The organism is Lonepinella sp. MS14436, assembly GCF_042470565.1.
GTDB lineage: Bacteria > Pseudomonadota > Gammaproteobacteria > Enterobacterales > Pasteurellaceae > Lonepinella.
The window spans coordinates 1,996,151-2,019,657 of the sequence record NZ_CP170385.1 but is presented as its reverse complement, the minus strand read 5'-3'; the positions used below and the strand labels follow the sequence as shown (position 1 = coordinate 2,019,657).

The following is a 23,507-nucleotide window of genomic DNA, read 5'->3' as shown; positions in this document are numbered from 1 at the left end:
TGTATGCGACAATATTTAAATTTATGCCAACGCATTATTAATGAAGGGACTTGGATTGAGAACGAGCGAACAGGAAAACGTTGTTTAACCGTAATCAATGCCGATCTGGAATATGATGTAGCGAATAATCAATTTCCGATTATTACCACCCGAAAAAGTTATTGGAAAGCTGCCATTGCAGAATTTTTAGGTTATATCCGCGGTTATGATAATGCCGCCGATTTTCGCAAACTGGGAGCAAAAACTTGGGACGCTAATGCCAATGAAAATCAAGCATGGTTAAATAATCCGAACCGTAAAGGTACAGACGATATGGGGCGGGTTTACGGCGTACAAGGAAGACGTTGGCAAAAGCCAAACGGCGAAACCGTAGATCAGTTGCGTAAAATCGTCAATCATTTGAGCAAAGGCATTGATGATCGTGGTGAGATATTAACGTTCCTCAATCCTGGTGAAATTGATCTCGGTTGTTTACGCCCTTGTATGTACAATCATACCTTTTCTTTATTGGGTGACACGCTTTATTTAACCAGCTATCAGCGTTCTTGTGATGTACCGCTTGGATTAAATTTTAATCAAATTCAAGTATTTACTTTCTTAGCGTTAATGGCACAGATTACGGGCAAAAAAGCGGGTCGTGCCTATCACAAAATTGTGAATGCCCATATTTATGAAGATCAGCTAGCGTTGATGCGTGATGTGCAGTTAAAACGTGAACCGTTTCTATCGCCGAAATTAGAGATTAATCCTGATATTAAAAGTCTTGAAGATTTGGAAACTTGGGTGACGATGGATGATTTTAATGTGGTGGGGTATGAGTGTCATGAGCCGATTAAGTATCCGTTTAGTGTTTAACGGGTTTCGCCGTTGGCGACTTACTTTTTCTTTGCTCGTGCAAAGAAAAAGTAAGCAAAAAGAAAACACGCCCCAACTTTGCCTTGTTTCCTGAAAATGCTTTAATTTGCTTAACGGAAAATGGCTGAACTCGCTACGCTCAGACAAACGCCATTTTCCTACAAATTAAAACATTTTCAGGCGGCAAACATGGGTCCCCGTTTATCGTAGGGGCAGACCCTTGTGTCTGCCCGTTAAAAACGGAGCGTGATTTTCGGGCGGACACATAGGTCCGCACCCTACAAAATTACTATTTTTTAACCGCACTTTTATTTACGCTCGATCAAAATTAGGGCCCCGTCTGAACCGCCTTTGTGACTTGGCATTTTTAGCTAAATTTTGCATGTTTGAGCGTAGCGAGTTCAAAATTTAGCGTGAAGAAAATGCCAAGCGAGAAAAGAAAAGCGGTGAAGTCGGGGTGTGCTTTTCTTTGCCTACTTTCTTTTGCACAAGCAAAAGAAAGTATGGTCGCCAACGGCGAAACCCGATTTAAAATAAAAAGATAAATAATGAAAGACAATCAAACTCAAACCCAACTCGATCAACATTTCATTCAACACGCCCTCGATCTCGCCCAAAAAGCCCAAGATCTCGGCGAAATCCCCGTGGGCGCCGTTCTCGTTGACGAAAATAACCACATCATCGGTGAGGGCTGGAATCAATCCATTACCAACAACGATCCCACTGCTCATGCCGAAATAATCGCATTGCGTCAGGGGGCGGAAACTATCCAAAATTATCGTTTATTAAATACAACTCTCTATGTTACCTTAGAGCCTTGTACCATGTGTGCAGGAGCTATTTTACATAGTCGCATTAAACGCCTCGTTTTTGGAGCTTATGATTACAAAACGGGAGCAGTAGGATCACGTTTTCATTTCTTTGATGATTATAAAATGAACCATGTTTTAGAAATTACAGGGGGGATTTTAGCGGAAAAGTGCGGTGAAAAATTGAGTGATTTTTTTAGACAACGACGTGAACAGAAACGTCGAGCTAAATTAGCTGTAAACAAAAACAGTGAAAATTGACTTCATACCGTAATATTGATAGAATTTCCAACAACGAGTGTATGGAGAAATGACTATGATACAGCAAGAGAAAATAATCACACAACCAGTCAATGCTGAATTAATACATACCTTGATTCAATATGGTGATGCAGTGGGAGAAAATATTAAAATTCAAGGCAATACTAGGGAAGAAAAGTTGGCACATTTCAAGGAAGTTTATTATGCAAAAAATCATCGCCACGGTTCAGCTAAATAGCCTATTTTCGGAAATTAGCAAAGAACTGGGTTTTACGGATGAAATGCTAAAGCAATATGAAGACAATATTTTTGATTTACTCATTCAATGGGAAAATCAAGGTTATGTAGAAATTTACGAAAATGATAGCGAACGTAAAATAGGGAGATTAAAAGACTCTAATTCAGTTGTCGGATCCAGTCCATGGTACATTGATTTATTTCATGCCAGAATTTCTGAAAACAATGATCCGCTATTAGTTTTGCGTAGAGATGATGAGTTTAGTTTTAGTGTAAGGTTCCTTGCCAATCATAATCAACTATTTGGTTCTAAAACTGAAAAAAATCAACCTGATTTAATGAGAAAAATCAGAATGTTGATTGATAGTTATATTCAAAAGGGTAACTGATATTAATAGTGTTGATACTATCCGTTGCGTGGTTGTCGTAAATACCATAGCCCCTTTTTTGACGATGTAATTTAGGTTTTATCTTGTCTTATTTCAGCGTATAATGCGTGCATTCCTTTGTGTTAATTTTAGATTAATACGATCTCTTTTATTTAAATTTATAAATTGGTAAAAATATGTCAGAACAAGTTGATTACAAAAATACCTTAAACCTGCCTGAAACAGGTTTTCCAATGCGTGGGGATTTGGCGAAGCGTGAACCAGCCATGTTAAAAAATTGGTACGATAAAAATCTGTATGGCAAGATCCGTCAAGCGGGCAAAGGCAAAAAAACCTTTATTTTGCATGACGGCCCTCCCTATGCCAATGGGACGATTCATATCGGGCATGCGGTGAATAAAATCTTAAAGGATATGATTGTCAAATCCAAAACCTCTTTGGGTTATGATTCGCCTTATATCCCTGGTTGGGACTGTCATGGTTTGCCGATTGAGTTAAAAGTAGAAGCCTTAGTGGGCAAGCCGAATCAAAAAGTGACGGCGGCAGAATTTCGTGAAGAATGTCGTAAATACGCCCGTGAACAGGTGGAAGGGCAGAAAAAAGATTTTATCCGTTTGGGCGTAATTGGCGATTGGGATAATCCTTATTTAACCATGAACTTTACTACCGAAGCCAATATTATCCGTGCTTTCGGTAAAGCGGTGGCGAACGGGCATTTGTACAAAGGGGCAAAACCTGTGTATTGGTGTTTGGATTGTGCCTCTTCGCTTTCCGAAGCGGAAGTGGAATATGAGGATAAAACCTCACCGTCTATTTATGTGAAATTCCAAGCTGCCGATGAAAGTGCGGTGGAAAAAGCCTTTAATTTGAGCGAAAAAGGCTCAGGCAAATTATCAGCGGTGATTTGGACGACGACCCCTTGGACTATTCCATCCAATAAAGCTATTGCGTTGAATGCAGAATTTGATTATCAAGTAGTGCAATTCGGTGACGAACGTTTGATTCTCGCCAAAGAGTTGGTCGAATCTGTGGCGAAAGCCATTGGGATAGAAAATTGGAAAGTGCTTGGTTCCGCCAAAGGTTCAGAGCTTGAACTATTGCCATTCAATCACCCGTTTTATGCTTACCAAGTGCCGTTTATTTTAGGCGAACACGTTACCCTTGATGGCGGTACGGGGCTGGTGCATACCGCTCCCGATCATGGTCAGGACGACTATGTAATCGCCCGTCAATATGATATTGGTATGGCAGGTTTGGTCGGTAATGACGGTAAATTTATTAGCACGACTGAATTTTTTGCAGGGCTTGGCGTGTTTGAAGCTAACGGCAAAGTGCTGGAAAAATTAGAAGAAGTTGGTGCGTTACTCAAATTGGAAAAAATCCGTCACAGCTATCCGCATTGTTGGCGACACAAAACCCCTGTGATTTTCCGTGCGACACCACAATGGTTTATCGGTATGGAAGTGAAAGGATTACGTCAACAGGCGTTAAGTGAAATCAAAAAAGTACGTTGGATTCCAGATTGGGGGCAAGCCCGTATTGAAAAAATGGTGGAAAACCGCCCAGACTGGTGTATCTCACGTCAACGTACTTGGGGTGTGCCAGTGGCGTTATTTATTCATAACGAAACCGAACAATTGCATCCACGTACCCAAGAATTAATTGAGCAAGTAGCAAAATTGGTGGAACAAAAAGGCATTCAGGCTTGGTGGGATCTCGATCCAAAAGACCTGCTTGGTGACGATGCGGCAAATTATCACAAAGTACCTGATACCCTTGATGTGTGGTTTGATTCTGGATCAACCTATTCTTCGGTCGCACCGTTCCGTCCAGAATTTCACGGTAATGAGCCTGATATGTATCTTGAAGGCTCGGATCAACACCGCGGTTGGTTTATGTCGTCTTTAATGCTTTCGACCGCCACGGATAACAAAGCCCCGTATAAACAAGTGTTGACGCACGGTTTCACGGTGGACGGTCAAGGTCGCAAGATGTCGAAATCTATCGGTAATATTGTCACCCCACAACAGGTGATGGACAAATTCGGTGGTGATATTTTACGTCTTTGGGTAGCTTCTACTGATTACACAGGCGAAATGACCGTTTCTGATGAGATTTTAAAACGTGCTGCCGACAGCTATCGCCGTATTCGCAACACCGCTCGTTTTTTATTGGCAAACTTAAACGGTTTTGATCCAACACGGGATTTAGTTAAACCTGAAGACATGATTTCTTTAGACCGTTGGGCAGTGGATTGTGCCTTGCAGGCTCAAAATGAAATTAAAGACAATTACGACAACTATCAATTCCATGCCGTGGTGCAACGTTTGATGAAATTCTGTTCGATCGAAATGGGTTCATTCTATTTGGATATTATCAAAGACCGTCAATACACCACCAAAGCGGACAGTCTTGCCCGCCGTAGCTGTCAGACTGCTTTATGGCATATTGCCGAAGCCTTAGTGCGTTGGATTGCCCCGATTTTATCCTTTACTGCCGATGAAATCTGGCACTATATTCCGGGTGAACGTAGCGAATTTGTATTTACTGAAGAATTTTATGACGGCTTATTTGCGTTAGACTCAAATGAACAATTTGATGACGCTTACTGGCAACAAATTTTAACAGTGCGTGATGAAATCAACCGTGTGTTAGAAACCGCCCGTAACGACAAAATAATCGGCGGTGGCTTGGAAGCAGAAGTGACGATTTTTGCCAATGAAGAATACGCACGTTTACTTGCAAAACTCGGCAATGAATTACGTTTCGTAACGATTACCTCAAAAGCAGATGTTAAACCATTGGCAACAGCCGATATCGCCGAAGGCGAAGTAAAAGGCTTGGCAATCAAAGTCATTCGTTCCGCTAACCACAAATGCCCACGCTGCTGGCACTATTCCGACAGCCCGACAGAAAACACCCTCTGTTCACGCTGCGAAGAAAACGTCAACGGCAACGGCGAAGTGAGAAAATTTGCGTAGTAGTCGTAGCTAAGATATTCCCCGTCTGAACCGCCTGAGCGTTTTGGTATTTTTAGCTAAATTTTGCATGTCTGAGCGAAGCGAGTTCAAAATTTAGCGTGAAGAAAATACCAAATAAGCGAAGAAAAGCGGTGAAGTCGGGGTGTGCTTTTCTTTGCCTACTTTCTTTTGCACAAGCAAAAGAAAGTACGGTCGCCCAGCGGGCGAAATACGAACTTATTAAAAGCAAAGAAAAAGTAAATCGCCAACAGCGAAACCCGATTTAAATTAAAATCAACCAAACTTATAAAAAACAAAATAATGACATCAAAACAAAACAAAAACGGCTTACCCTACCTCTGGCTCGCACTCTTCGCCTTTATCGCCGATCTTGCGACCAAATACATCATCGTAGAAAATTTCCAACTCTACGAAAGCATCAACATACTCCCAATTTTTAACCTAACCTACGCCCGCAACACAGGGGCAGCGTTTAGTTTTTTAGCCGATCACAGTGGTTGGCAAAAATACTTTTTTATTGGGCTGGCATTAACTATTTCTGCCATATTAATTTATTTTCTGCAAAAAAACACCGCACTTCAAAAGTTACAAAATTCTGCTTATGCCCTGATTATTGGCGGAGCATTAGGTAATATGGTGGATCGCATGTATCACGGTTTCGTGGTCGATTTTTTGGATTTTTATTGGCAAGATTGGCATTATCCCGTATTTAATGTGGCGGATATTGCTATCTGTGTGGGGGCAGGGTTGTTGGTACTGGATGCCTTAAAAAATGGTGAACATAAAAAGAGCGAGAAAAAAGCGTGAAAATCATTTTAGCCAACCCGAGAGGATTCTGTGCGGGCGTTGACCGAGCGATTAGCATTGTTGAACTTGCGTTAGAAATTCATGGGGCACCGATTTACGTACGTCACGAAGTGGTACATAACCGTTTTGTCGTCAATGGATTGCGGGAACGTGGGGCGATTTTTGTCGAAGAATTGGACGAAGTGCCAGATGGTTCGATTGTGATTTTCTCCGCTCATGGCGTATCGCAGGCGGTACGGCAGGAAGCCAAACGCCGAAATCTGAGAGTATTTGATGCCACTTGCCCATTGGTCACCAAAGTCCACATGCAAGTGGCTCGTGCCAGTAAAAAAGGCACCAAAGCTATTTTAATTGGACACCAAGGACACCCTGAAGTACAGGGCACAATGGGGCAATATAGTAATGATGACGGCGGTATTTTCCTTGTGGAAGATGTGGAAGATATTGCTAAACTCAAATTGCATGACAATGAAGATCTCACCTTTATGACCCAAACCACACTGTCTATTGATGATACCGCAGATGTGATTGAGGCGTTAAAACAAAAATATCCGAGTATTCAAGGTCCTCGTAAAAATGATATTTGCTATGCGACCACCAATCGTCAGCAGGCGGTGCGCGAATTGGCACAACAATCAGATTTAGTGATTGTAGTCGGTTCCAAAAATTCCTCTAATTCAAACCGTTTAGCCGAGTTGTCTAATAGAATGGGAACACCGGCGAAATTACTTGATGATGCGACTGATATTGATCCTGAATGGTTAAAAGGTGTTGAAACCATCGGTTTAACGGCAGGTGCTTCCGCTCCCGAAGTGTTAGTTCAATCGGTGATTAGTCGTTTGAAAGAGCTGGGCGTAACAGAAGTGGAAGAACTACAAGGCTGTGAAGAAAATACGGTTTTTGAAGTGCCTAAAGAGTTGCGGATTAAGGAAGTGAGTTAGAACTAGAAAAGTGCGGTAAAAAATACCGCACTTTTGGGGTTAGCATTACAAAATATCCAACAATTCCACTTCAAACACCAATACACTAAACGGTGGAATGGATTGACCTGCACCACGTTCACCGTAGGCAAGATTATGTGGAATAGTTAACCGCCATTTTGAGCCTACAGGCATTAACTGGAGAGCTTCTGTCCAACCAGCAATAACACCACTTACAGGGAATTCCGCTGGAGTACCACGTACCACAGAGCTATCGAAAGTAGTACCATCAATCAGTTTGCCAGTGTAATGTACACGTACACTGTCTTGGCGAGTTGGTTTATTGCCATTGCCTTGATTTAATACTTCATATTGTAAGCCTGTTTCAGTGACTTTTACATTATCTTTTTTGGCATTTTCCACTAAGAATGCACGACCTTCGTCTTCAATTTGTTTAAATTGTGCATTTGCCGCTTCTTGTGCTTGTTGTTGAATTTGTTGTAAAGCTGTGGTGACTTCACTTAAATCTATGGCTGGTTTATTTTGATTTAATACATCATAAATACCCTTGGCAACAGCTTCCGCAGAAACTTGCATACCACTATCAGCAAGCTGTTGACCAATTTGTAAACCGATACCATAACCGCCTTTTTCAGCAGTTGTTACTAATTTTACTGAGTCAAAAATTGACATAGATTTTCCTTTTTTATGAATTTTATGAATTGATTATTTTTTATAAGCGAGAACTTGACCAACTCGGGTTACAGCATCCACATCTAAGTTGTCAGCTAAACGGACTTTATTGGATTGAAATAAATTAATGACGGTTGAACCGAGTTGAAATGCACCCATTTCTTGACCTTTCTGAAGTTTCATTGCGTTTTCGCCTTCGTAAGTCCAAGTTTTTACTTCATTAGGACGTGGCGGTGTGATGATACCAGCCCAAGCGGTACTAATGCTAGCGGTAATGGTTGCTCCCACTAAAATTTGGATCATTTTACCAAATTCAGTATCAAACACACAAATAACACGTTCATTACGAGCTAATAAGTTAGGAACATGGGTATTTAAGAATGGATTAACCGAGAATAAATCTCCTGGGACATAAATCATTTTGCGTAAGGTAGCGTTACAAGGCATGTGGACGCGGTGGTAATCACTGGGTGATAAATACGTGGTAGCGAACTCACCATTTTTAAATTCATTGACTAATTCTTGATCTTCCGCTAACAGATCATTTAAGCTAAAAAAGTGACCTTTTGCCTGTAATAATAAATTATCAGAAATACGCCCACATTGGCTAATTTTGCCATCAGCAGGTAAGCACAGTGTAGAGGCATCTTGATTGATTTGTCGAGCATTTTCTGACAAGGAACGAATAAAAAATTCATTGAAGCTCTCGTAAGCATGAAATTCAGTTTTAGTTGCTTCTTGCATATTTACTTTGTATTTTTTAGCAAATAATTTAATCGCAAAGTGAGTTACCGCCCCCCATTTTTGCTTGGCAAGCCACCCTGCTAATTGCGTCAGATAAAGTTGTGGCATAACGTACTGAAAAGCAATTTTCACACGCTGCCAATAGGTTAATTGATTCATAAATTCATTTTCCTTAAATAATAAATAATCACTCCATTTTAATTATAGCATTAATCTTTAAATTTAGGTTAAATTGAGTAACTGGTTTAATAAGTAGATACAATTAAATTAAATTTTCATTAGATTATCGACTTTTCGCAGAAAAAATGATAATTTTCTTTGACTAATTGGCGATCAAAAGGTAATATTCGCACCCTATGCAAAAGGTAAAACTACCCCTAACGACAGATCCTGTTAAAGATGCCCAACGAAGACTTGATTATGATGGCTATTATGCCACTAGTCAGCTTGAACGTCTGAATGAGTCTGTAGTAAAAGTGCTTGGTGATGCACTGGTGACATTATCGTTTTTCATTGATCCGCAAAAGTTGGTAGTAATGAAAGGTCATGCAACAGTTGATGTCGAACTCGAGTGTCAACGTTGTGAACAACCTTTTGTACAAACACTAAGCTGTGATTTCTGTTATAGCCCAGTGGCTAATTTGGATCGAGCCGATGAATTACCCGAAATTTATGAACCAATTGAATTTAATGAATTTGGTGAAATAGATTTACTTGGTACGATTGAAGATGAATTTATTTTGTCTTTACCTATCGTTCCAATGCATTCATCTGAACACTGTGAAGTGTCCGTAGCGGAACAGGTATTTGGTGAATTGCCAGAAGAATTGGCAAAAAAACCGAACCCGTTCTCTGTATTAGCTAGTTTAAAGCAAAAGTAAATTTAGGAGATAAGCCCGTGGCTGTTCAACAAAATAAAAAATCTCGTTCACGTCGTGATATGCGTCGCTCTCACGATGCCTTGACTACTGCTGCAGTATCAGTTGATAAAGCAAGTGGTGAAACTCATTTACGTCATCACGTTACTGCTGACGGTTTCTACCGTGGTCGTAAAGTGATTAATAAGTAATTGCTGTTATAAGGTAATAACTTGAGTCGTCTAACCCTTGCGTTAGATGTGATGGGCGGGGACATTGGTCCCCGTATTACTATCCCCGCATCGTTGAAAGCATTGGAAAATGATCCAATGCTATCTTTGCTATTGTTTGGCGATAGCCAACAGATTGCTCCTTTTCTCGTCAATGCTCCGAAAGCATTAGTTGAACGTCTAACTATTTATCATACCTCGCATCAAATTGAGAATGATCAAGGTTTAACCTATGCCTTACGTCATAGTAGGGGAAGTTCGATGCGATTAGCGATTGAAGCCGTGCAAAAAGGGGAGGCACAAGGGTGTGTTAGTGCTGGAAATACCGCAGCATTAATGGGTTTATCGAAAGTCATTTTACAACCTTTAAAGGGAATTCAGCGTCCAGCGTTACTGGCATTATTGCCTACCATTGATGGTAAGCGGTCGGTAATGTTAGATCTTGGAGCAAATATTGATTGTGATGCAGAAAATTTATATCAATTTGCCTTAATGGGATCGATTTTTGCTGAAAATCAGTTAAACTTAGTATATCCACGAATTGCTTTATTAAATATTGGTGTAGAAGCAATTAAAGGTCATCAATCCATTCGCGTTGCCGCAGAAATGTTGGAAAAAGACACCGCACTTAATTATATTGGTTTTATTGAGGGCAATTATTTACTCAATGGCAATGCTGATGTGATTGTGAGTGATGGTTTTGCTGGTAATATTGCGTTAAAGACCCTTGAGGGGGCGGCGAAAAATGTGATTGGTTTACTAAAGGGAAAATCACGTAATCATTTATTAAAACCGTTATTTAATTGGTTGATGAGTCGATTATTTAAAGATAGTTACCAACGCTTAAAAAGTATTAATCCTGATCAATACAATGGGGCATCTTTAATTGGATTAACTTCCGTGGTGGTGAAAAGCCACGGTAGTGCCAATGTAGAGGCATTTTATAATGCAATTAAAGATGCGGCATTACAGGTTCGCCAACAAATTCCACAGAAAATTTTAGCTGGATTAGAAAAATATTAGCCTTAAAAGATTAACAAATTATAAAAGATAATGAGAAAACTATGTATAGTCGAATTTTAAGCACTGGTAGTTATTTACCACAACAAGTTAGAACTAACGCCGATTTAGAAAAAATGGTGGATACCTCTGACGAATGGATTGTTACTCGTTCAGGTATTAGAGAACGCCGTATTGCAGGGGCAGATGAAACCGTTGCTACAATGGGGTATCAAGCCGCTCAAAAGGCACTTGAACAGGTAAATCTTGATCCTAATGATATTGATTTAATCGTAGTGGGGACAACTACAAATTCACATGCTTATCCCAGTGCTGCATGCCAAATTCAAACCCTATTAGACATTGATGATGCTATTGCTTTTGATGTTGCAGCGGCTTGTACAGGGTTTGTGTATGCTTTAACGGTAGCAGACCAATTTATTCGCACTGGGCAAGTAAAAAAAGCCCTAGTCATTGGTTCAGATCTTAATTCGCGTAATTTAGATGAAACTGATCGTGGTACAGTGATTTTATTTGGTGATGGTGCAGGTGCAGTGATTTTAGAAGCTAGTGAACAACAAGGTATTATATCTAGCCATTTACATTCTAGCCCTGATCACCATGAAACCTTATTATTACCGCAATCTAATCGTGGTGATGAAAAATCGGGTTTTATTCAAATGCAAGGTAACGAAACCTTTAAATTAGCCGTGCGAGAATTGGCTAATGTGGTAGAAGAAACTTTGAGAGCAAATAATTTAGATAAATCTGCTATTGACTGGTTAGTGCCACATCAAGCTAATCTACGCATTATTTCAGCAACGGCAAAAAAATTAGAAATGGATATGTCGCAAGTGGTGGTAACGCTTGATAAATATGCTAATACCAGTGCGGCAACAGTGCCAACCGCTTTAGACGAAGCAATTCGTGATGGACGTATTCAACGCGGTCAGCTTTTATTGCTTGAAGCCTTTGGTGGTGGTTGGACTTGGGGTTCGGCTTTAGTGCGTTACTAACTGTAAAAAGTGCGGTGTTTTTTTAGAATTTTTTAGAGAAGGAAAGAAAAATGAAAAAATTTGCAATGGTTTTCCCCGGTCAAGGTTCGCAAAGTGTAGGAATGTTAGCGGAATTAGCCACCGCATTTCCTGTAGTAGAACAAACGTTTAAACAGGCTTCAGAAGTGCTTGGTTATGATTTATGGCAATTAGTTCAGCAAGGTTCCGCAGAAGAATTAAACAAAACTTGGCAAACCCAACCTGCTTTACTTGCCGCTTCTGTGGCAATTTATCGTGTTTGGCAACAACAATATCCTGATCTAAAACCAGACCTTATGGCAGGACACAGTTTGGGTGAATATTCGGCATTAGTTTGTGCTGAAGCAATAGATTTCCAAGATGCAATCAAACTGGTGGAATTACGTGGTCGGTTAATGCAACAAGCCGTACCTGAGGGGACGGGAGCAATGTATGCGATTATCGGATTAGATAATGACAGTATTATCAATGCGTGTAAGGCAGCGGAACAGGGTGAAGTGGTTTCTGCGGTGAACTTTAACTCACCAGGACAAGTAGTGATTGCTGGTTCGAAAGCAGCGGTTGAGCGTGCAGCTGTGGCGTGTAAAGAAGCAGGTGCAAAACGTGCCTTACCTTTAGCGGTGAGTGTGCCATCACATTGTGCATTAATGAAACCAGCTGCTGATCAATTAGCCGTTGCTTTAGAAAGTATTGCGGTAAAATCGCCTATTATCCCAGTGATTAATAACGTTGATGTCAAAACCGAAAACGAAAGTTCAGCTATTCGCACCGCACTTGTACGCCAACTTTATAGCCCAGTACGCTGGACGGAAAGTGTAGAAAAAATGGTAAAAAGCGGTGGTGTAGAAGTCTTAGTAGAAATTGGACCAAATAAAGTATTAACTGGCTTAACAAGCCGCATTGTCAAAGATCTTGCAGCGATAGCAGTCAATGATGTGAAATCATTAGAAAGCGTAAAAGAGCTATTGGCTTAATAAAATTAAAAGGAGAAATTATGCAAGGTAAAATCGCATTAGTCACTGGGGCAACTCGTGGTATTGGTAAAGCTATTGCTGAAGAATTGGTTAGCAAAGGTGCATTTGTTATTGGTACAGCTACATCTGAAAAAGGGGCTGAAAGTATTTCCGCTTATTTAGGTGAGCAAGGTAAAGGTCTGGTATTAAATGTGGCAGATCAAAACTCAATAGAAGAGGTTCTAGCAAAAATTAAAGCAGAACATGGTGACATTGATATTTTAGTCAATAATGCAGGGATTACACGTGATAATCTGTTAATGCGAATGAAAGACGAAGAATGGTTTGATATTTTACAAACCAACTTAACCTCTGTGTTCTATTTATCTAAAGCGATGCTACGTTCCATGATGAAAAAACGCTTTGGGCGGATTATTACCATTGGTTCTGTGGTGGGTTCAATGGGCAATGCTGGGCAAACAAATTACTGTGCAGCTAAAGCAGGCTTAATCGGTTTTAGTAAAGCATTAGCTAAAGAAGTCGCTTCGCGTGGTATTACGGTAAATGTGGTAGCACCTGGTTTTATTGCAACAGATATGACAGAAGCTCTAACTGAAGAGCAAAAAGCCGTTACGCTTGCTGCGGTGCCTGCTGGTCGTTTAGGTGATCCGAAAGATATTGCGAAAGCAGTAGCATTTTTGGCATCTGATGATGCGGGTTATATTACAGGAAATACATTGCACGTTAATGGTGGAATGTACATGGCTTAGTTTCTTACTTTCTTTTGCATGAGCAAAAGAAAGTAAGCGAAGAAAACACACTCCAATTTTGCCTACTTTTTCCATTTTGAATGGTTTTTATCTAGCCAAACTCTTTTCTTAATGGTAGAATTAGCCTAATTGTATAGGGTTTTTGCGGTTTGACCTGTAATAAAACACTTGCAAGTTTTGTAAAAATCCATAAACTAACAACTCTCACCATTTAGGTAAATTACAATAGGAAACAAAAATGAGCATTGAAGAACGCGTAAAAAAAATCATTGTTGAACAATTAGGTGTTAAGGAAGAAGAAGTAAAATCTGAAGCTTCATTTATTGAAGATTTAGGTGCAGATTCTTTAGATACCGTTGAATTAGTAATGGCTTTAGAAGAAGAATTTGATATTGAAATTCCTGATGAAGAAGCTGAGAAAATTACCACTGTTCAATCTGCGATTGATTACGTTCAAAACAATCAATAATTTCTTTTAGGCGGTTTTAATAACCGCCTAAATTTTTTCTATTCAATTAACTTCCCTCTGCTTTCGACAATTTTGTTGTCTTTCTGGCGACTCTTCTCAAAATCTTGAATAGATTGTCCTTGTTTTAAAATATGTGGGGTAACAAAAATGACTAATTCTCGTTTCTGGTGTTTATCATTTTGTTTACGGAATAGATGTTTTACCACAGGAATATCACCTAATACAGGGACTTTATCGACACCTTTACTTAATGTATCTTGAAATACACCACCTAATACAATGGTTTCGCCATCTTTGGCAAATACTTGCGTGTTAATTTCTTGTTTATCAATGGTGATCACCTCTCCCTCACCAGATTGTACTGCTGCTCCAGGCGAATTTTGGCTGACGATAAGATCCAACAAAATGGCATTATCTTGTGAAATATGGGGAGTTACTTCTAAGCCTAATACGGCTTCACGAAATTCTACATTTTGCGAACCGCTTTTTTCGTTGGTCGATACATAAGGGATTTCAGTACCTTGTTTAATGCTCGCTGATTTTTTGTTAGTGGTAAGTAATTTGGGGCTGGCAATAATTTTGACGTTATTTTCTCGCTCAAGTGCGGTTAATTCTAAATCTAATAAACGCCCATTAATTTTTGCCACTTGTAATGCCAACGAACCAGCAGGGGTATTGACTGCTCCGAAATTCACATTTAAATTATCTGCAATATTGCTAAAACCATTGGCAGCAAGGCTTCCTGCCACTTTGTGTGAACTGCTAGTTGGATCGAATAATCCCCAACGAACCCCTAATTCTTGTAAACTTTCATCTGTAATGGTAACAATGCGAGCTTCAATCGCAATTTGTTCTATCGGTTTATCTAACTCTTTGACTAACTTGCGAATATTTTTAATGGACTGAGCATTGTCTTTCACAATTAATAAATTACTGCGATCATCAAAGCTAATGCTACCTTCCCCAGACAATAAAGATCCATTCCCCGTAGTTAAAGATTTCATCACTTCTGAGGCTTTAGCAAAATGCAATTTAAGGGTTGCAGTATGTAGTGGTTCTATGACTGGGGCAGATATATCAGACATTGCAGGAAAATCACCTGCCCCATCGTTTGCTGCAATATTTTCTTGATTCAGATAATAAATTCCTTTTTCTTTAATCAGGGAGAGATTTTTAATTTTTGCCACCGAGTGAAATAATTGATCGAGCGTGGTATTTTCTAATTGTAAGGATAAGGTTCCTGTGAGTTCATCATTGATAATTAAATTCGCATTTTGTTCTAATGCGAGCTGTTGCAAGGTGGCTACCAATGGTGCTTGTTTTAATCGAATTGAAAAAGTGAGATCGGAGGGTTGTTCAGCATAACTGCTGGTGAAAAAAATAGCCCAAACTAAACCGCACTTTAGGCTAAACTTTAATAGATAAATCAAGGTGTTCATTGGTTATTCCTATAATTTTAAAATGATTACTTCACCAGCACTACAATCCGCTTTCCAAGTTAAGAATTCGGCTTGTGTTTTGTTGATATTTTGTAGTTGATAACTGTCTATGCCAATTAAATCATGTTCTTTGGCACTATCAATCTCACCGTTTTTATTTTGCAGTAAAATTTGTTTTCTATCTTTGAACAGTAAAATGCCGATAAGCGTTAATTGGTTAAAGGGGGTTTTAGGTATGATATTGGCGTGTTTTTGTAAACATTGGGCAGTTTGAGTTTTTGCTGTGTCGTCAGATTGAACCACCTCCTGAGTACGTTGATTTTTATCAAATGGATCCGTTTTGGCTAGAGCAACTGAGCAAAATAAGGCAATAATGAGGCTGGTTATTTTTGTTAACATTTTATTTTTCTCTCTGATGTTGAGTGAAGTTTAATTGGAAGATAACATCACTTTCAATGGAATAATCAATATTTTCCGCTTTACGAATTTGTAGTGATACCAAGTGTAACGCATTGTGTTGAGCTAAAAGTGTGGTGATAAAATGGGTTAGATCGCTAAAATAACCTTGTATATGCAAGGTTAATTGTGGCTTTTGATTAAAGATCCATTGATGATTTTCAAATTGTAACGTGCCAGATAACTGTTGTACCGTTTGATTGATTGGCGGTAACTGATTGGCTAATTCAGGGGTTAGTAAATGTTGTTCCATTTGTTGTTTAATACCTTGTAATAGTTGTTGTTTATGCTCAAGATCCTGTTGAATATGGATAGTTTGTTGTTCGGTTTGGGTGAATAAATAATAATGGGATATCCCTTGAAATAACGGAAAATATAAGACAACTATCCCTAATAGGATAAAGCTGATAAGGTGTTTACCATAGGAAAGTTTAAGCCACTTTCCCCACAAATTCTCAGGATTATTCAGTATCGTCCAGTGCATTTGGGTTCTCCATATTAATGAATTGCAACTGAAACTCAAATTGTAAAGTACCGTCAGACTGCGGTGAAAATTGTGAAAGTTTTAGTTGATTGATTTGTGGATGTTGTTTAAAAAATTGATGGATTTGTTCAAATTCTGCTTGATCGTGTGCTTTACCTTGTAAGGTGAATTGGCTGGCAGAAAATTGTAGTATTTGGAGTTCACCTTGTTCAATCGGCAATTCAGACAGTAACTGAAATAAAACGTCCACAAAATTTGATGGAATTTCCACCGCACTTTGCTTGCCATTACGCTGTAATCGTTGCTGAAATTGCATGATTTTCTGTTCTACTTGATTCAACTGTTGCTGAATACTTTGTCGTTTTTGTAATTGTTCTGCATATTGCAGTTGATAATAATCGGCAAATTGGGTTAAACCGAAATAACTTAACATTATCAATATGATCAACAAAGCGAGTCGCCATAATTCTTGACGACTACGTTGTTGATGTAATTCCAAACGCCAAGGCAATAAATTAATAGCCATTTTCATTTTGTTGCCAGTTTTTTTGCCAAAGTGATGCACCTAATGCGATAAGTGGTATATCAGATGTTATTCGTTGATATTTCTCATGAAACTGGATATTTTCAGCTTGTGAATATAGCCAAATATCATCGATTTTTTGCTGGTAACGTTGTGCAAATAGCTGATATAGCTCGATTAAATTAGCTTGTGAGGGATGGGATATAATTTGCCATTCTTGCTGTGTTTGACGAAATAAAATGGTGTTTTGTTCATCTTGGTAGATAAGTAAACTATGATTTGATGGCGTAGTTTGTAGCGTATAGCAAAAGGCTCTGTATAGACAGCTCACAACTGTATCTAACACCTTAATGTTTAAGGGTAGAAACTGTATCAATAAACTTTGTGCTACGATTTTCCGAACGGCAAAAATATCCAAACGTAGTCCTTGCTTTAAGGGCTGGGTTATATAATCAAACCAAAGATCATCAAGGGGAATCGGCAATTCATTTTCTAGTGTATAACGGCATTGGTGATCGCATTCACTCTCGTTTAGATGATGTTGTAAGAGTAAACTTTTAAACCAAACTTGGTGTGGCAATATGGCTGTTACCCATTTGATTTCTAGCGGTCGTTGAATTTCCATTTGGTTTGAAATTTGTTCGAATAAGGTTGAGCTAATGGTATTGGGTGCATTAATATCGACACGACAAAAGTGCGGTGAATTATTCTCCACTTTATCTTGATTAAACCAAACTAATTCAAAATAATGCTGAGTAAGCCATATTCCCACATGGATAGTGGTATTTCTTTTAATTAATTTTCCCATTTGTCATCCTTTTATTGCTATTTTTTACTTTCGCTTAAGGGTGTTAATCTTTATACTATTAGACTAGAGTATTATCGAAAAAATGTATTAACACATTAATTAAGAGTAAATTTTGGAATGAAGATCGCAAAATTAATATTAAGTACCTTACTCACAATGGTCATATTAGGTTGTGTTTTGGTCGGTTTGGGCTATATGCATATTAAATCGGGGTTGCCAGATGTAGAAAGTTTAAAGACAGTGGAATTACAACAACCGATGCAAATTTATACGGCAGACGGTAAATTAATTGGTGAAGTGGGAGAACAACGCCGTATTCCAGTGAAATTAGCGGATGTACCAAAACAGTTAATTAACGCCATTATTGCCACTGAAGATAGCCGTTTTTATGAACATCATGGAGTGGATCCCGTGGGGATTGCTCGAGCAGTATCGGTGGCTATTAGTAATGGTGGTGCATCACAAGGGGCAAGTACCATCACCCAACAGTTAGCTCGGAACTTCTTTTTAACGCCTGAAAAAACTTTAATTCGTAAGGTTAAAGAAGCCGTGTTGGCGATTGAAATTGAAAATGCCTTAACTAAAGAAGAAATTTTAGAGTTGTATTTAAATAAAATCTATCTTGGTTATCGATCCTATGGTGTGGCAGCGGCAGCTAAAACCTATTTTGGTAAGAGTCTGAATGAATTATCTTTATCTGAAATGGCGGTTATTGCGGGTTTACCAAAAGCTCCATCTACAATGAATCCTTTATATTCCTTAAAACGTGCTACTGATCGCCGTAATCTAGTGTTAGGGCGGATGTTAGAAACCAAATTTATTACTCAAGAAGAATATAATACGGCTATTCAAGAACCTGTAGTGGCTAAATACCACGGGGCTCAATTAGATTTCCGTGCGGATTATGTGACCGAAATGGTGCGACAAGAAATGGTGAAACGCTATGGCGAAGATGTTTCTTATAATCGGGGTTACAAAGTTTATACTACGGTGTTATCTCAGGATCAATATCAAGCCCAAAAAGCGGTGCGTGATAATGTGATTGCCTATGATATAAGACATGGTTATCGTGGCGGTGTGATGTTATGGGGGAAAGGTGATAAGGCATGGGATCCAGAGAAAATTATTGATGAATTACGTAAATTGCCAAACTCCGAACCTTTTGTGCCAGCTGCAGTGCTTTCTACTGGTAAGGAAGGGGCTAAATTATTACTTAGTTCTGGCGATAATATCACGTTAGCAAATTCTGCAATGAGTTGGGTGGGTAGTAAGGCACCAAAAACAGGTGAACAAATTTGGGTGCGTAAACGTGATAATGGTGACTGGGTTTTAGGGCAAATTCCTGAAGTGAATTCTGCGTTGGTGGCATTAAATAGTGATAATGGAGCGATTGAAGCCATTGTCGGTGGATTTAGTTTTGAACAAAGTAAATTTAATCGTGCTACGCAATCTTTAGTTCAAGTCGGCTCAACCATTAAACCCTTTATTTATGCGGCAGGGTTAGAAAAGGGCTTAACCTTATCTAGTGTATTACAAGATAGTCCGATTGTGATTAAGAAAGCGGGTCAAAAGGAATGGAAACCCAAAAATTCACCTGATCGTTATGACGGTCCAATGCGATTACGTGTGGGGTTAGGTCAGTCAAAAAATATGATTGCGATTCGCACCATTCAAATGGCAGGTGTCCCTTTTACCGCTGAATTCTTAGAGCGATTTGGTTTTAAGCGAGAGCAATATTTTGCTAGTGAATCTCTTGCCTTAGGGGCGGCATCTTTCACTCCATTAGATATGGCAAGAGCCTATGCCGTGTTTGACAATGGTGGTTTCTTAATTGATCCTTATTTAGTCGAAAAAGTATTGGATAATACAGGCAAAGAAATTTTTGTAGCAAATCCGAAAATTGCTTGTATGAGTTGTGATGATATTCCAGTAATTTATGGTACAACCAACGAGAAAATTGATGGTTTCCAAGTCAATACCCAAGCGTTAGAAAATGGGGCATTAGCACGGGATAATGTGGCGAATGTTGATCCCGAAGATATTGATGTATCAGACGATAACCCAGAATTAGCAGGGAAAGATGGTAAGTTAAAGGAAGATGAATTGAGTTTTATGACAGAAAGTAAAACCCAAAATTCACAAGTGCAATATGCCCCTCGTGTTATTAGTGGGGAGTTGGCTTTCTTGATTCGTAGTGCGTTAAACACAGCTATTTTCGGTGAGAAAGGCTTAGGCTGGAAAGGTACTAGTTGGCGTATGGCGAATGAAATTAAACGTCAAGATATTGGCGGAAAAACAGGGACTACCAACAATTCTAAAGTAGCTTGGTATGCTGGATTTGGGGCGAATATTACTACTACAGTATATATTGGTTTTGATGATAATAAGCGTAATCTCGGTAAAGGGGAAGCAGGGGCAAGTAGTGCCATGCCAGCTTGGATTGCTTATATGAAGACCAGCTTGCAAGATATTCCTGAAAGAGAAACTGTAGTACCACCAAATATTGTAGAAAAACAAATTGACACTGGTTCAGGCTTACTCTCAGCAAGTGGTGGTAGAGTGGAATATTTTATTAAAGGCACAGAACCAAAACGAGCCTTTATACAGGAAAAAGGCTATTATGTACCACCAGCGGTAATGGAACGGTTTAATAATCCAAATGGTAGTCATTTACCACCAGTGGATACGCCAAATGGTCGGCAAGAGTTGTTTTAGTTGAAGTTAAATAGCAAGTGCGGTGTAAAAAAGATAAATTTTTTACACCGCACTTTTTTGTATCAGTTAGTGAAATAATCTGCGGTGATTCTTTATTCGACCACCTAGAAATTGACTGAGTAATATCACAGCAAAGATAATACTATAAACCGCAAAAATAAATACCAACCATTGCACCATTGTAAAACCTAGAAATGTCCAGTTAATTTCACTACACAGCCCTGTCGGATGGAATATTTCAGGGAACCATCTATCTAGTGGCAAGGTATTGGGAAATTCTACGGTGACAGGGCATTGATCCCAAGGGTTTGGATTAAGTTGGTAGTTGAGGTGCTTAATCGAAAGTAATAAACCTTTAATCGCTCCCCATAAGCCAAATACTAGGGCGAGTAATCGCATCAAGGTAAAGCGTGGAGCGAGTAAACCGATTAAGCCAGCAAATAGAATGCCAAATAATGCAACACGTTCATAAATGCACATCACACAGGGATTTAATCCCAAGCCGTGTTGAAAATAAAGTGCGGTCAATTCTAAACAAAATGCAGAGATAAATAATAATAACCAAATTGTTCTTTTGTTTGACAGCACTTTAATATAATTAAGCATTTAATTTCCCTTTTACAAGTTATTAGTGTGCAATAACTGGTTCAAGTGGAATGTGTGGACTTCCAATTAAACCAGCATTCATTAACCATTGTGTTACACCTGGTAGAAAATATTCTACGCTAATTAGACCGACAATCGTTAAAACAATGGTGTAAGGTAATGCCATATAGACCATTCTACCATAGGATAAACGAATTAGCGGGGCAAGTGAAGAGGTTAATAGGAATAAGAATGCAGCTTGTCCGTTTGGTGTGGCAACGGATGGCAAGTTTGTACCAGTATTAATGGCGACGGCGAGGAGTTCAAATTGTTGTGCTGAAATTGAATTTTCCATTAATGCCTGTTTGGCTTCATTGATATAAACCGTTGCTACGAAAACATTATCCGAGATAGCAGATAATAAGCCATTGAACACATAGAATAGCAGTAATTGTACATTTTCCGCTGCATTGAGTACAAAGTGAATCAGTGGAGCAAATAAGTGTTGGTCGATAATCACAGCAACAATGGAGAAAAATACTACTAATAAAGCGGTGAAAGGTAACGATTCTTGGAAAGCTCGTCCTAGCTCGTGTTCGCTTGTTACTCCACAATAAGCAGTGGTCAAAATAATGACGCTTAAACCAATTAGACCAACAGCGGCTAAATGGAAAGCTAAACCAAGGATTAACCAGATACCAACAAAAATTTGTACCAATAATTTGACTTTATCTTGTGATGTCATTTTCATTTCTTGGTTACGGTCGTATTTTGCTAATACGGACCAGACTTTACGTGGCAATCTAGCACCATAACCGAATAAGCGGAATTTTTCTACTAGAATACAAGTTAAAATACCACAGATTAGGACTGGAACGGTAACAGGTCCCATACGTAAGAAAAATTCTACAAATTTCCAACCAGATTGTTCCGCAATAATTAAGTTTTGTGGTTCACCAACCATGGTCATTACTCCACCTAATGCTGTTCCGACTGCTGCGTGCATTAATAAGCTACGTAAGAAAGCTCGAAATTCATCAAGGGTACGGTTGTTATTGCTAATTTTATCATCATTAGTGATGTCGGTAGAATCTTCAAAAGATGCACCTGAGGCAACTTTGTGATAAACTCCATAAAATCCCATACCAACGCTAATAATTACAGCGATAACGGTTAAGGCGTCTAAGAAAGCGGAAAGAAATGCCGCACTTAAACAGAAAGAAACAGATAAAGTGATTTTAGAATGGATTCTGAGTAATAATTTGGTGAAAACATAAAGTAATAATTGTTTCATGAAGTAAATACCTGCTACCATAAACATTAGTAACAGGATAACTTCAAAATTCGCCATAATTTCGGCTTTAACATGTTCTGGGCTGGTCATTCCTATGGTAATAGCTTCAATCGCTAGCATACCACCAGGTTGTAACGGATAACATTTTAATGCCATGGCTAAGGTGAAAATAAATTCTACCACTAGTAACCAACCAGCAATAAAAGGATTGACCCAAAATATTACAGGATTGATGAGCAAAAATACTACAATGGTAACTTTATACCAGTTTGGGCTTTTACCCAAAAAGTTATTCATAAATGCTTGAACATAATTCATATAAATACATCCTTTTAAAATATGCTTTGCATATCTGTTGGTTTAAACTGATAATAGGTTGTTATTTTTACCTGTAAATAAAAAAATTGCCAGTATATTCACTCTTATTTGAGAATTTTTTTGATCTACGTTAAAGAAAAGTACCTAAATATGACAAATCAACAATTATTATTAAAAGCACAAAGTCCTGCAGCATTAGCAGAAGAATATATTGTGCAAAGTATTTGGAACAATCGTTTCCCTGCTGGATCAGATTTACCCGCAGAACGTGAGTTAGCAGATAAAATTGGGGTAACTCGCACAACCCTACGTGAAGTTTTACAACGGTTAGCCCGTGAGGGTTGGCTCAGTATCCAACATGGCAAACCCACTCATGTGAATGATATTTGGGAAACGGGAGGACCAAATATTATTAGTACGATTATTCAGCTCGATCGTGGTGTGATGCCAACTATTATTTCTAATGTAGTGTCATTACGTACTAGAATGGCGGAATATTATATTCCAGAAGCCGTTCAAATGAACCCTGAAGAATCCTTGAAAGTATTCGAAAAGTTAAATGAACTTGAAGATGATGCTCAATCCTATGCGGAATTTGATTATTATTTATTCCGTCAATTTACTTTTATTGCGAATAAACCCGTTTATGGCTTAATCTTAAACAGTTTTAAACAAATGTATCATCAAGTAGCAAAGTTATTTTTTGTTAATCCTCTTTATCGCCAAATGGCTTTTATGTTTTATCAATCTTTACAACAGGCTTGCGAGATGAAAGACTGTGAACAAGTCGCCACTTGCTTGGCACAGCATCGAGAACGTAATAGTGTGATTTGGATAGATATTTTGAAGAATTTACCTGAAGATTTTGGTTTGTAAT

At 38.8% G+C, this 23,507-nt stretch carries 25 protein-coding genes; 16 read left to right on the top strand and 9 right to left on the bottom strand.

What is annotated here, in order from left to right:
• Nucleotides 1–3: 3 nt before the first annotated feature.
• The 7 genes from O1Q81_RS09745 to ispH all read left to right on the top strand — a co-directional run bounded on the left by O1Q81_RS09745 (nucleotide 4) and on the right by ispH (nucleotide 7,280).
• A complete protein-coding gene (locus tag O1Q81_RS09745) occupies nucleotides 4–855 on the top strand; it encodes a thymidylate synthase (protein ID WP_386697389.1) in 852 nt (283 codons plus the stop codon).
• Nucleotides 856–1,403: 548 nt separating this feature from the next.
• On the top strand, nucleotides 1,404–1,925 hold the full coding sequence (gene tadA, locus O1Q81_RS09740) for a tRNA adenosine(34) deaminase TadA (RefSeq protein WP_386697387.1): 522 nt from the start codon (nucleotides 1,404–1,406) through the stop codon (nucleotides 1,923–1,925).
• A 55-nt stretch (nucleotides 1,926–1,980) separates the two neighbouring features.
• Nucleotides 1,981–2,163, top strand: a complete 183-nt coding sequence (locus O1Q81_RS09735) for a hypothetical protein (protein ID WP_386697385.1) — start codon at nucleotides 1,981–1,983, stop codon at nucleotides 2,161–2,163.
• The gene (locus O1Q81_RS09730) at nucleotides 2,129–2,551 is read left to right on the top strand and encodes a hypothetical protein (protein ID WP_386697382.1); all 423 of its coding nucleotides are present in this window, start codon (nucleotides 2,129–2,131) and stop codon (nucleotides 2,549–2,551) included. The genes O1Q81_RS09735 and O1Q81_RS09730 overlap by 35 nt, the downstream gene beginning before the upstream one ends.
• 176 nt (nucleotides 2,552–2,727) lie before the next feature.
• A complete protein-coding gene (ileS, locus tag O1Q81_RS09725; RefSeq protein WP_386697379.1) occupies nucleotides 2,728–5,532 on the top strand; it encodes an isoleucine--tRNA ligase in 2,805 nt (934 codons plus the stop codon).
• Between the two features lie 300 nt (nucleotides 5,533–5,832).
• On the top strand, nucleotides 5,833–6,339 hold the full coding sequence (gene lspA / locus O1Q81_RS09720; protein ID WP_386687383.1) for a signal peptidase II: 507 nt from the start codon (nucleotides 5,833–5,835) through the stop codon (nucleotides 6,337–6,339).
• Nucleotides 6,336–7,280, top strand: a complete 945-nt coding sequence (ispH, locus tag O1Q81_RS09715) for a 4-hydroxy-3-methylbut-2-enyl diphosphate reductase (RefSeq protein WP_386697376.1) — start codon at nucleotides 6,336–6,338, stop codon at nucleotides 7,278–7,280. The genes lspA and ispH overlap by 4 nt, the downstream gene beginning before the upstream one ends.
• A gap of 45 nt (nucleotides 7,281–7,325) precedes the next feature.
• Here ispH and O1Q81_RS09710 read toward each other — a convergent pair whose 3' ends face one another.
• On the bottom strand, nucleotides 7,326–7,952 hold the full coding sequence (locus O1Q81_RS09710; protein ID WP_386687379.1) for an FKBP-type peptidyl-prolyl cis-trans isomerase: 627 nt from the start codon (nucleotides 7,950–7,952) through the stop codon (nucleotides 7,326–7,328).
• A 33-nt stretch (nucleotides 7,953–7,985) separates the two neighbouring features.
• Nucleotides 7,986–8,855: an archaetidylserine decarboxylase gene (asd, locus tag O1Q81_RS09705; protein ID WP_386687377.1), complete on the bottom strand. Its 870-nt coding sequence runs from the start codon at nucleotides 8,853–8,855 to the stop codon at nucleotides 7,986–7,988.
• A 197-nt stretch (nucleotides 8,856–9,052) separates the two neighbouring features.
• Here asd and yceD point away from each other — a divergent pair, with 197 nt between their 5' ends.
• From yceD to acpP, 7 genes are all read left to right on the top strand, one after another.
• Complete coding sequence (yceD, locus tag O1Q81_RS09700; protein WP_386687375.1) at nucleotides 9,053–9,577, top strand: 23S rRNA accumulation protein YceD; 525 nt, start codon at nucleotides 9,053–9,055, stop codon at nucleotides 9,575–9,577.
• 17 nt (nucleotides 9,578–9,594) lie between these two features.
• The gene (gene rpmF / locus O1Q81_RS09695) at nucleotides 9,595–9,765 is read left to right on the top strand and encodes a 50S ribosomal protein L32 (protein WP_132302023.1); all 171 of its coding nucleotides are present in this window, start codon (nucleotides 9,595–9,597) and stop codon (nucleotides 9,763–9,765) included.
• Nucleotides 9,766–9,786: 21 nt separating this feature from the next.
• Complete coding sequence (gene plsX, locus O1Q81_RS09690; protein WP_386687373.1) at nucleotides 9,787–10,806, top strand: phosphate acyltransferase PlsX; 1,020 nt, start codon at nucleotides 9,787–9,789, stop codon at nucleotides 10,804–10,806.
• Between the two features lie 41 nt (nucleotides 10,807–10,847).
• On the top strand, nucleotides 10,848–11,798 hold the full coding sequence (locus O1Q81_RS09685) for a beta-ketoacyl-ACP synthase III (protein ID WP_386694760.1): 951 nt from the start codon (nucleotides 10,848–10,850) through the stop codon (nucleotides 11,796–11,798).
• A gap of 50 nt (nucleotides 11,799–11,848) precedes the next feature.
• The gene (gene fabD, locus O1Q81_RS09680) at nucleotides 11,849–12,790 is read left to right on the top strand and encodes an ACP S-malonyltransferase (RefSeq protein WP_386697374.1); all 942 of its coding nucleotides are present in this window, start codon (nucleotides 11,849–11,851) and stop codon (nucleotides 12,788–12,790) included.
• 20 nt (nucleotides 12,791–12,810) lie between these two features.
• Nucleotides 12,811–13,539 carry a 3-oxoacyl-ACP reductase FabG gene (gene fabG, locus O1Q81_RS09675; RefSeq protein ID WP_386687367.1) on the top strand — a complete coding sequence of 243 codons (729 nt, stop codon included), beginning with the start codon at nucleotides 12,811–12,813 and terminating at the stop codon, nucleotides 13,537–13,539.
• Between the two features lie 238 nt (nucleotides 13,540–13,777).
• The gene (acpP, locus tag O1Q81_RS09670; RefSeq protein WP_115637124.1) at nucleotides 13,778–14,008 is read left to right on the top strand and encodes an acyl carrier protein; all 231 of its coding nucleotides are present in this window, start codon (nucleotides 13,778–13,780) and stop codon (nucleotides 14,006–14,008) included.
• A 38-nt stretch (nucleotides 14,009–14,046) separates the two neighbouring features.
• On the opposite strand, the gene O1Q81_RS09665 is transcribed toward acpP, so the two are convergent.
• Genes O1Q81_RS09665 through O1Q81_RS09645 form a run of 5 tightly spaced genes read right to left on the bottom strand, consistent with a single transcriptional unit; the run spans nucleotide 14,047 to nucleotide 17,718 of the window.
• The gene (locus tag O1Q81_RS09665) at nucleotides 14,047–15,447 is read right to left on the bottom strand and encodes a type IV pilus secretin PilQ (RefSeq protein WP_386697371.1); all 1,401 of its coding nucleotides are present in this window, start codon (nucleotides 15,445–15,447) and stop codon (nucleotides 14,047–14,049) included.
• Between the two features lie 9 nt (nucleotides 15,448–15,456).
• On the bottom strand, nucleotides 15,457–15,846 hold the full coding sequence (locus O1Q81_RS09660; RefSeq protein ID WP_386697368.1) for a hypothetical protein: 390 nt from the start codon (nucleotides 15,844–15,846) through the stop codon (nucleotides 15,457–15,459).
• A gap of 1 nt (nucleotide 15,847) precedes the next feature.
• Entirely contained in the window at nucleotides 15,848–16,387 is a 540-nt protein-coding gene (locus O1Q81_RS09655) for a competence protein (protein WP_386694753.1), read from the bottom strand.
• Complete coding sequence (locus O1Q81_RS09650; RefSeq protein WP_386687358.1) at nucleotides 16,365–16,913, bottom strand: hypothetical protein; 549 nt, start codon at nucleotides 16,911–16,913, stop codon at nucleotides 16,365–16,367. Before O1Q81_RS09650 ends, O1Q81_RS09655 begins: the two co-directional genes overlap by 23 nt.
• Nucleotides 16,903–17,718, bottom strand: a complete 816-nt coding sequence (locus O1Q81_RS09645; RefSeq protein WP_386697366.1) for a hypothetical protein — start codon at nucleotides 17,716–17,718, stop codon at nucleotides 16,903–16,905. The genes O1Q81_RS09650 and O1Q81_RS09645 overlap by 11 nt, the downstream gene beginning before the upstream one ends.
• Nucleotides 17,719–17,835: 117 nt before the next feature.
• Between O1Q81_RS09645 and O1Q81_RS09640 the strand changes: the two genes are divergently transcribed.
• The gene (locus tag O1Q81_RS09640; RefSeq protein WP_386697363.1) at nucleotides 17,836–20,433 is read left to right on the top strand and encodes a penicillin-binding protein 1A; all 2,598 of its coding nucleotides are present in this window, start codon (nucleotides 17,836–17,838) and stop codon (nucleotides 20,431–20,433) included.
• 66 nt (nucleotides 20,434–20,499) lie between these two features.
• Here the strand turns inward: O1Q81_RS09640 and dsbB are convergent, their stop codons facing one another.
• Together dsbB and nhaB are read right to left on the bottom strand one after the other, a co-directional pair.
• Complete coding sequence (gene dsbB, locus O1Q81_RS09635) at nucleotides 20,500–21,039, bottom strand: disulfide bond formation protein DsbB (protein WP_386697361.1); 540 nt, start codon at nucleotides 21,037–21,039, stop codon at nucleotides 20,500–20,502.
• A gap of 22 nt (nucleotides 21,040–21,061) precedes the next feature.
• Entirely contained in the window at nucleotides 21,062–22,630 is a 1,569-nt protein-coding gene (gene nhaB, locus O1Q81_RS09630) for a sodium/proton antiporter NhaB (protein ID WP_386694744.1), read from the bottom strand.
• A 150-nt stretch (nucleotides 22,631–22,780) separates the two neighbouring features.
• On the opposite strand from nhaB, the gene fadR reads away from it, so the two are divergent.
• Nucleotides 22,781–23,506, top strand: coding sequence for a fatty acid metabolism transcriptional regulator FadR (gene fadR / locus O1Q81_RS09625; RefSeq protein ID WP_386697359.1), 726 nt, complete (start codon nucleotides 22,781–22,783; stop codon nucleotides 23,504–23,506).
• Nucleotide 23,507: the final 1 nt, after the last annotated feature.

Bases quoted from the DNA above. Each gene is read 5' to 3' on its own strand.
- O1Q81_RS09745 (WP_386697389.1), top strand. From the start codon at position 4: ATGCGACAATATTTAAATTTATGCCAACGCATTATTAATGAAGGGACT.
- tadA (WP_386697387.1), top strand. From the start codon at position 1,404: ATGAAAGACAATCAAACTCAAACCCAACTCGATCAACATTTCATTCAA.
- O1Q81_RS09735 (WP_386697385.1), top strand. From the start codon at position 1,981: ATGATACAGCAAGAGAAAATAATCACACAACCAGTCAATGCTGAATTA.
- O1Q81_RS09730 (WP_386697382.1), top strand. From the start codon at position 2,129: ATGCAAAAAATCATCGCCACGGTTCAGCTAAATAGCCTATTTTCGGAA.
- ileS (WP_386697379.1), top strand. From the start codon at position 2,728: ATGTCAGAACAAGTTGATTACAAAAATACCTTAAACCTGCCTGAAACA.
- lspA (WP_386687383.1), top strand. From the start codon at position 5,833: ATGACATCAAAACAAAACAAAAACGGCTTACCCTACCTCTGGCTCGCA.
- O1Q81_RS09710 (WP_386687379.1), bottom strand. From the start codon at position 7,952: ATGTCAATTTTTGACTCAGTAAAATTAGTAACAACTGCTGAAAAAGGC.
- asd (WP_386687377.1), bottom strand. From the start codon at position 8,855: ATGAATCAATTAACCTATTGGCAGCGTGTGAAAATTGCTTTTCAGTAC.
- yceD (WP_386687375.1), top strand. From the start codon at position 9,053: ATGCAAAAGGTAAAACTACCCCTAACGACAGATCCTGTTAAAGATGCC.
- O1Q81_RS09685 (WP_386694760.1), top strand. From the start codon at position 10,848: ATGTATAGTCGAATTTTAAGCACTGGTAGTTATTTACCACAACAAGTT.
- fabD (WP_386697374.1), top strand. From the start codon at position 11,849: ATGAAAAAATTTGCAATGGTTTTCCCCGGTCAAGGTTCGCAAAGTGTA.
- fabG (WP_386687367.1), top strand. From the start codon at position 12,811: ATGCAAGGTAAAATCGCATTAGTCACTGGGGCAACTCGTGGTATTGGT.
- acpP (WP_115637124.1), top strand. From the start codon at position 13,778: ATGAGCATTGAAGAACGCGTAAAAAAAATCATTGTTGAACAATTAGGT.
- O1Q81_RS09665 (WP_386697371.1), bottom strand. From the start codon at position 15,447: ATGAACACCTTGATTTATCTATTAAAGTTTAGCCTAAAGTGCGGTTTA.
- O1Q81_RS09660 (WP_386697368.1), bottom strand. From the start codon at position 15,846: ATGTTAACAAAAATAACCAGCCTCATTATTGCCTTATTTTGCTCAGTT.
- O1Q81_RS09655 (WP_386694753.1), bottom strand. From the start codon at position 16,387: ATGCACTGGACGATACTGAATAATCCTGAGAATTTGTGGGGAAAGTGG.
- O1Q81_RS09650 (WP_386687358.1), bottom strand. From the start codon at position 16,913: ATGGCTATTAATTTATTGCCTTGGCGTTTGGAATTACATCAACAACGT.
- O1Q81_RS09645 (WP_386697366.1), bottom strand. From the start codon at position 17,718: ATGGGAAAATTAATTAAAAGAAATACCACTATCCATGTGGGAATATGG.
- O1Q81_RS09640 (WP_386697363.1), top strand. From the start codon at position 17,836: ATGAAGATCGCAAAATTAATATTAAGTACCTTACTCACAATGGTCATA.
- dsbB (WP_386697361.1), bottom strand. From the start codon at position 21,039: ATGCTTAATTATATTAAAGTGCTGTCAAACAAAAGAACAATTTGGTTA.
- nhaB (WP_386694744.1), bottom strand. From the start codon at position 22,630: ATGAATTATGTTCAAGCATTTATGAATAACTTTTTGGGTAAAAGCCCA.
- fadR (WP_386697359.1), top strand. From the start codon at position 22,781: ATGACAAATCAACAATTATTATTAAAAGCACAAAGTCCTGCAGCATTA.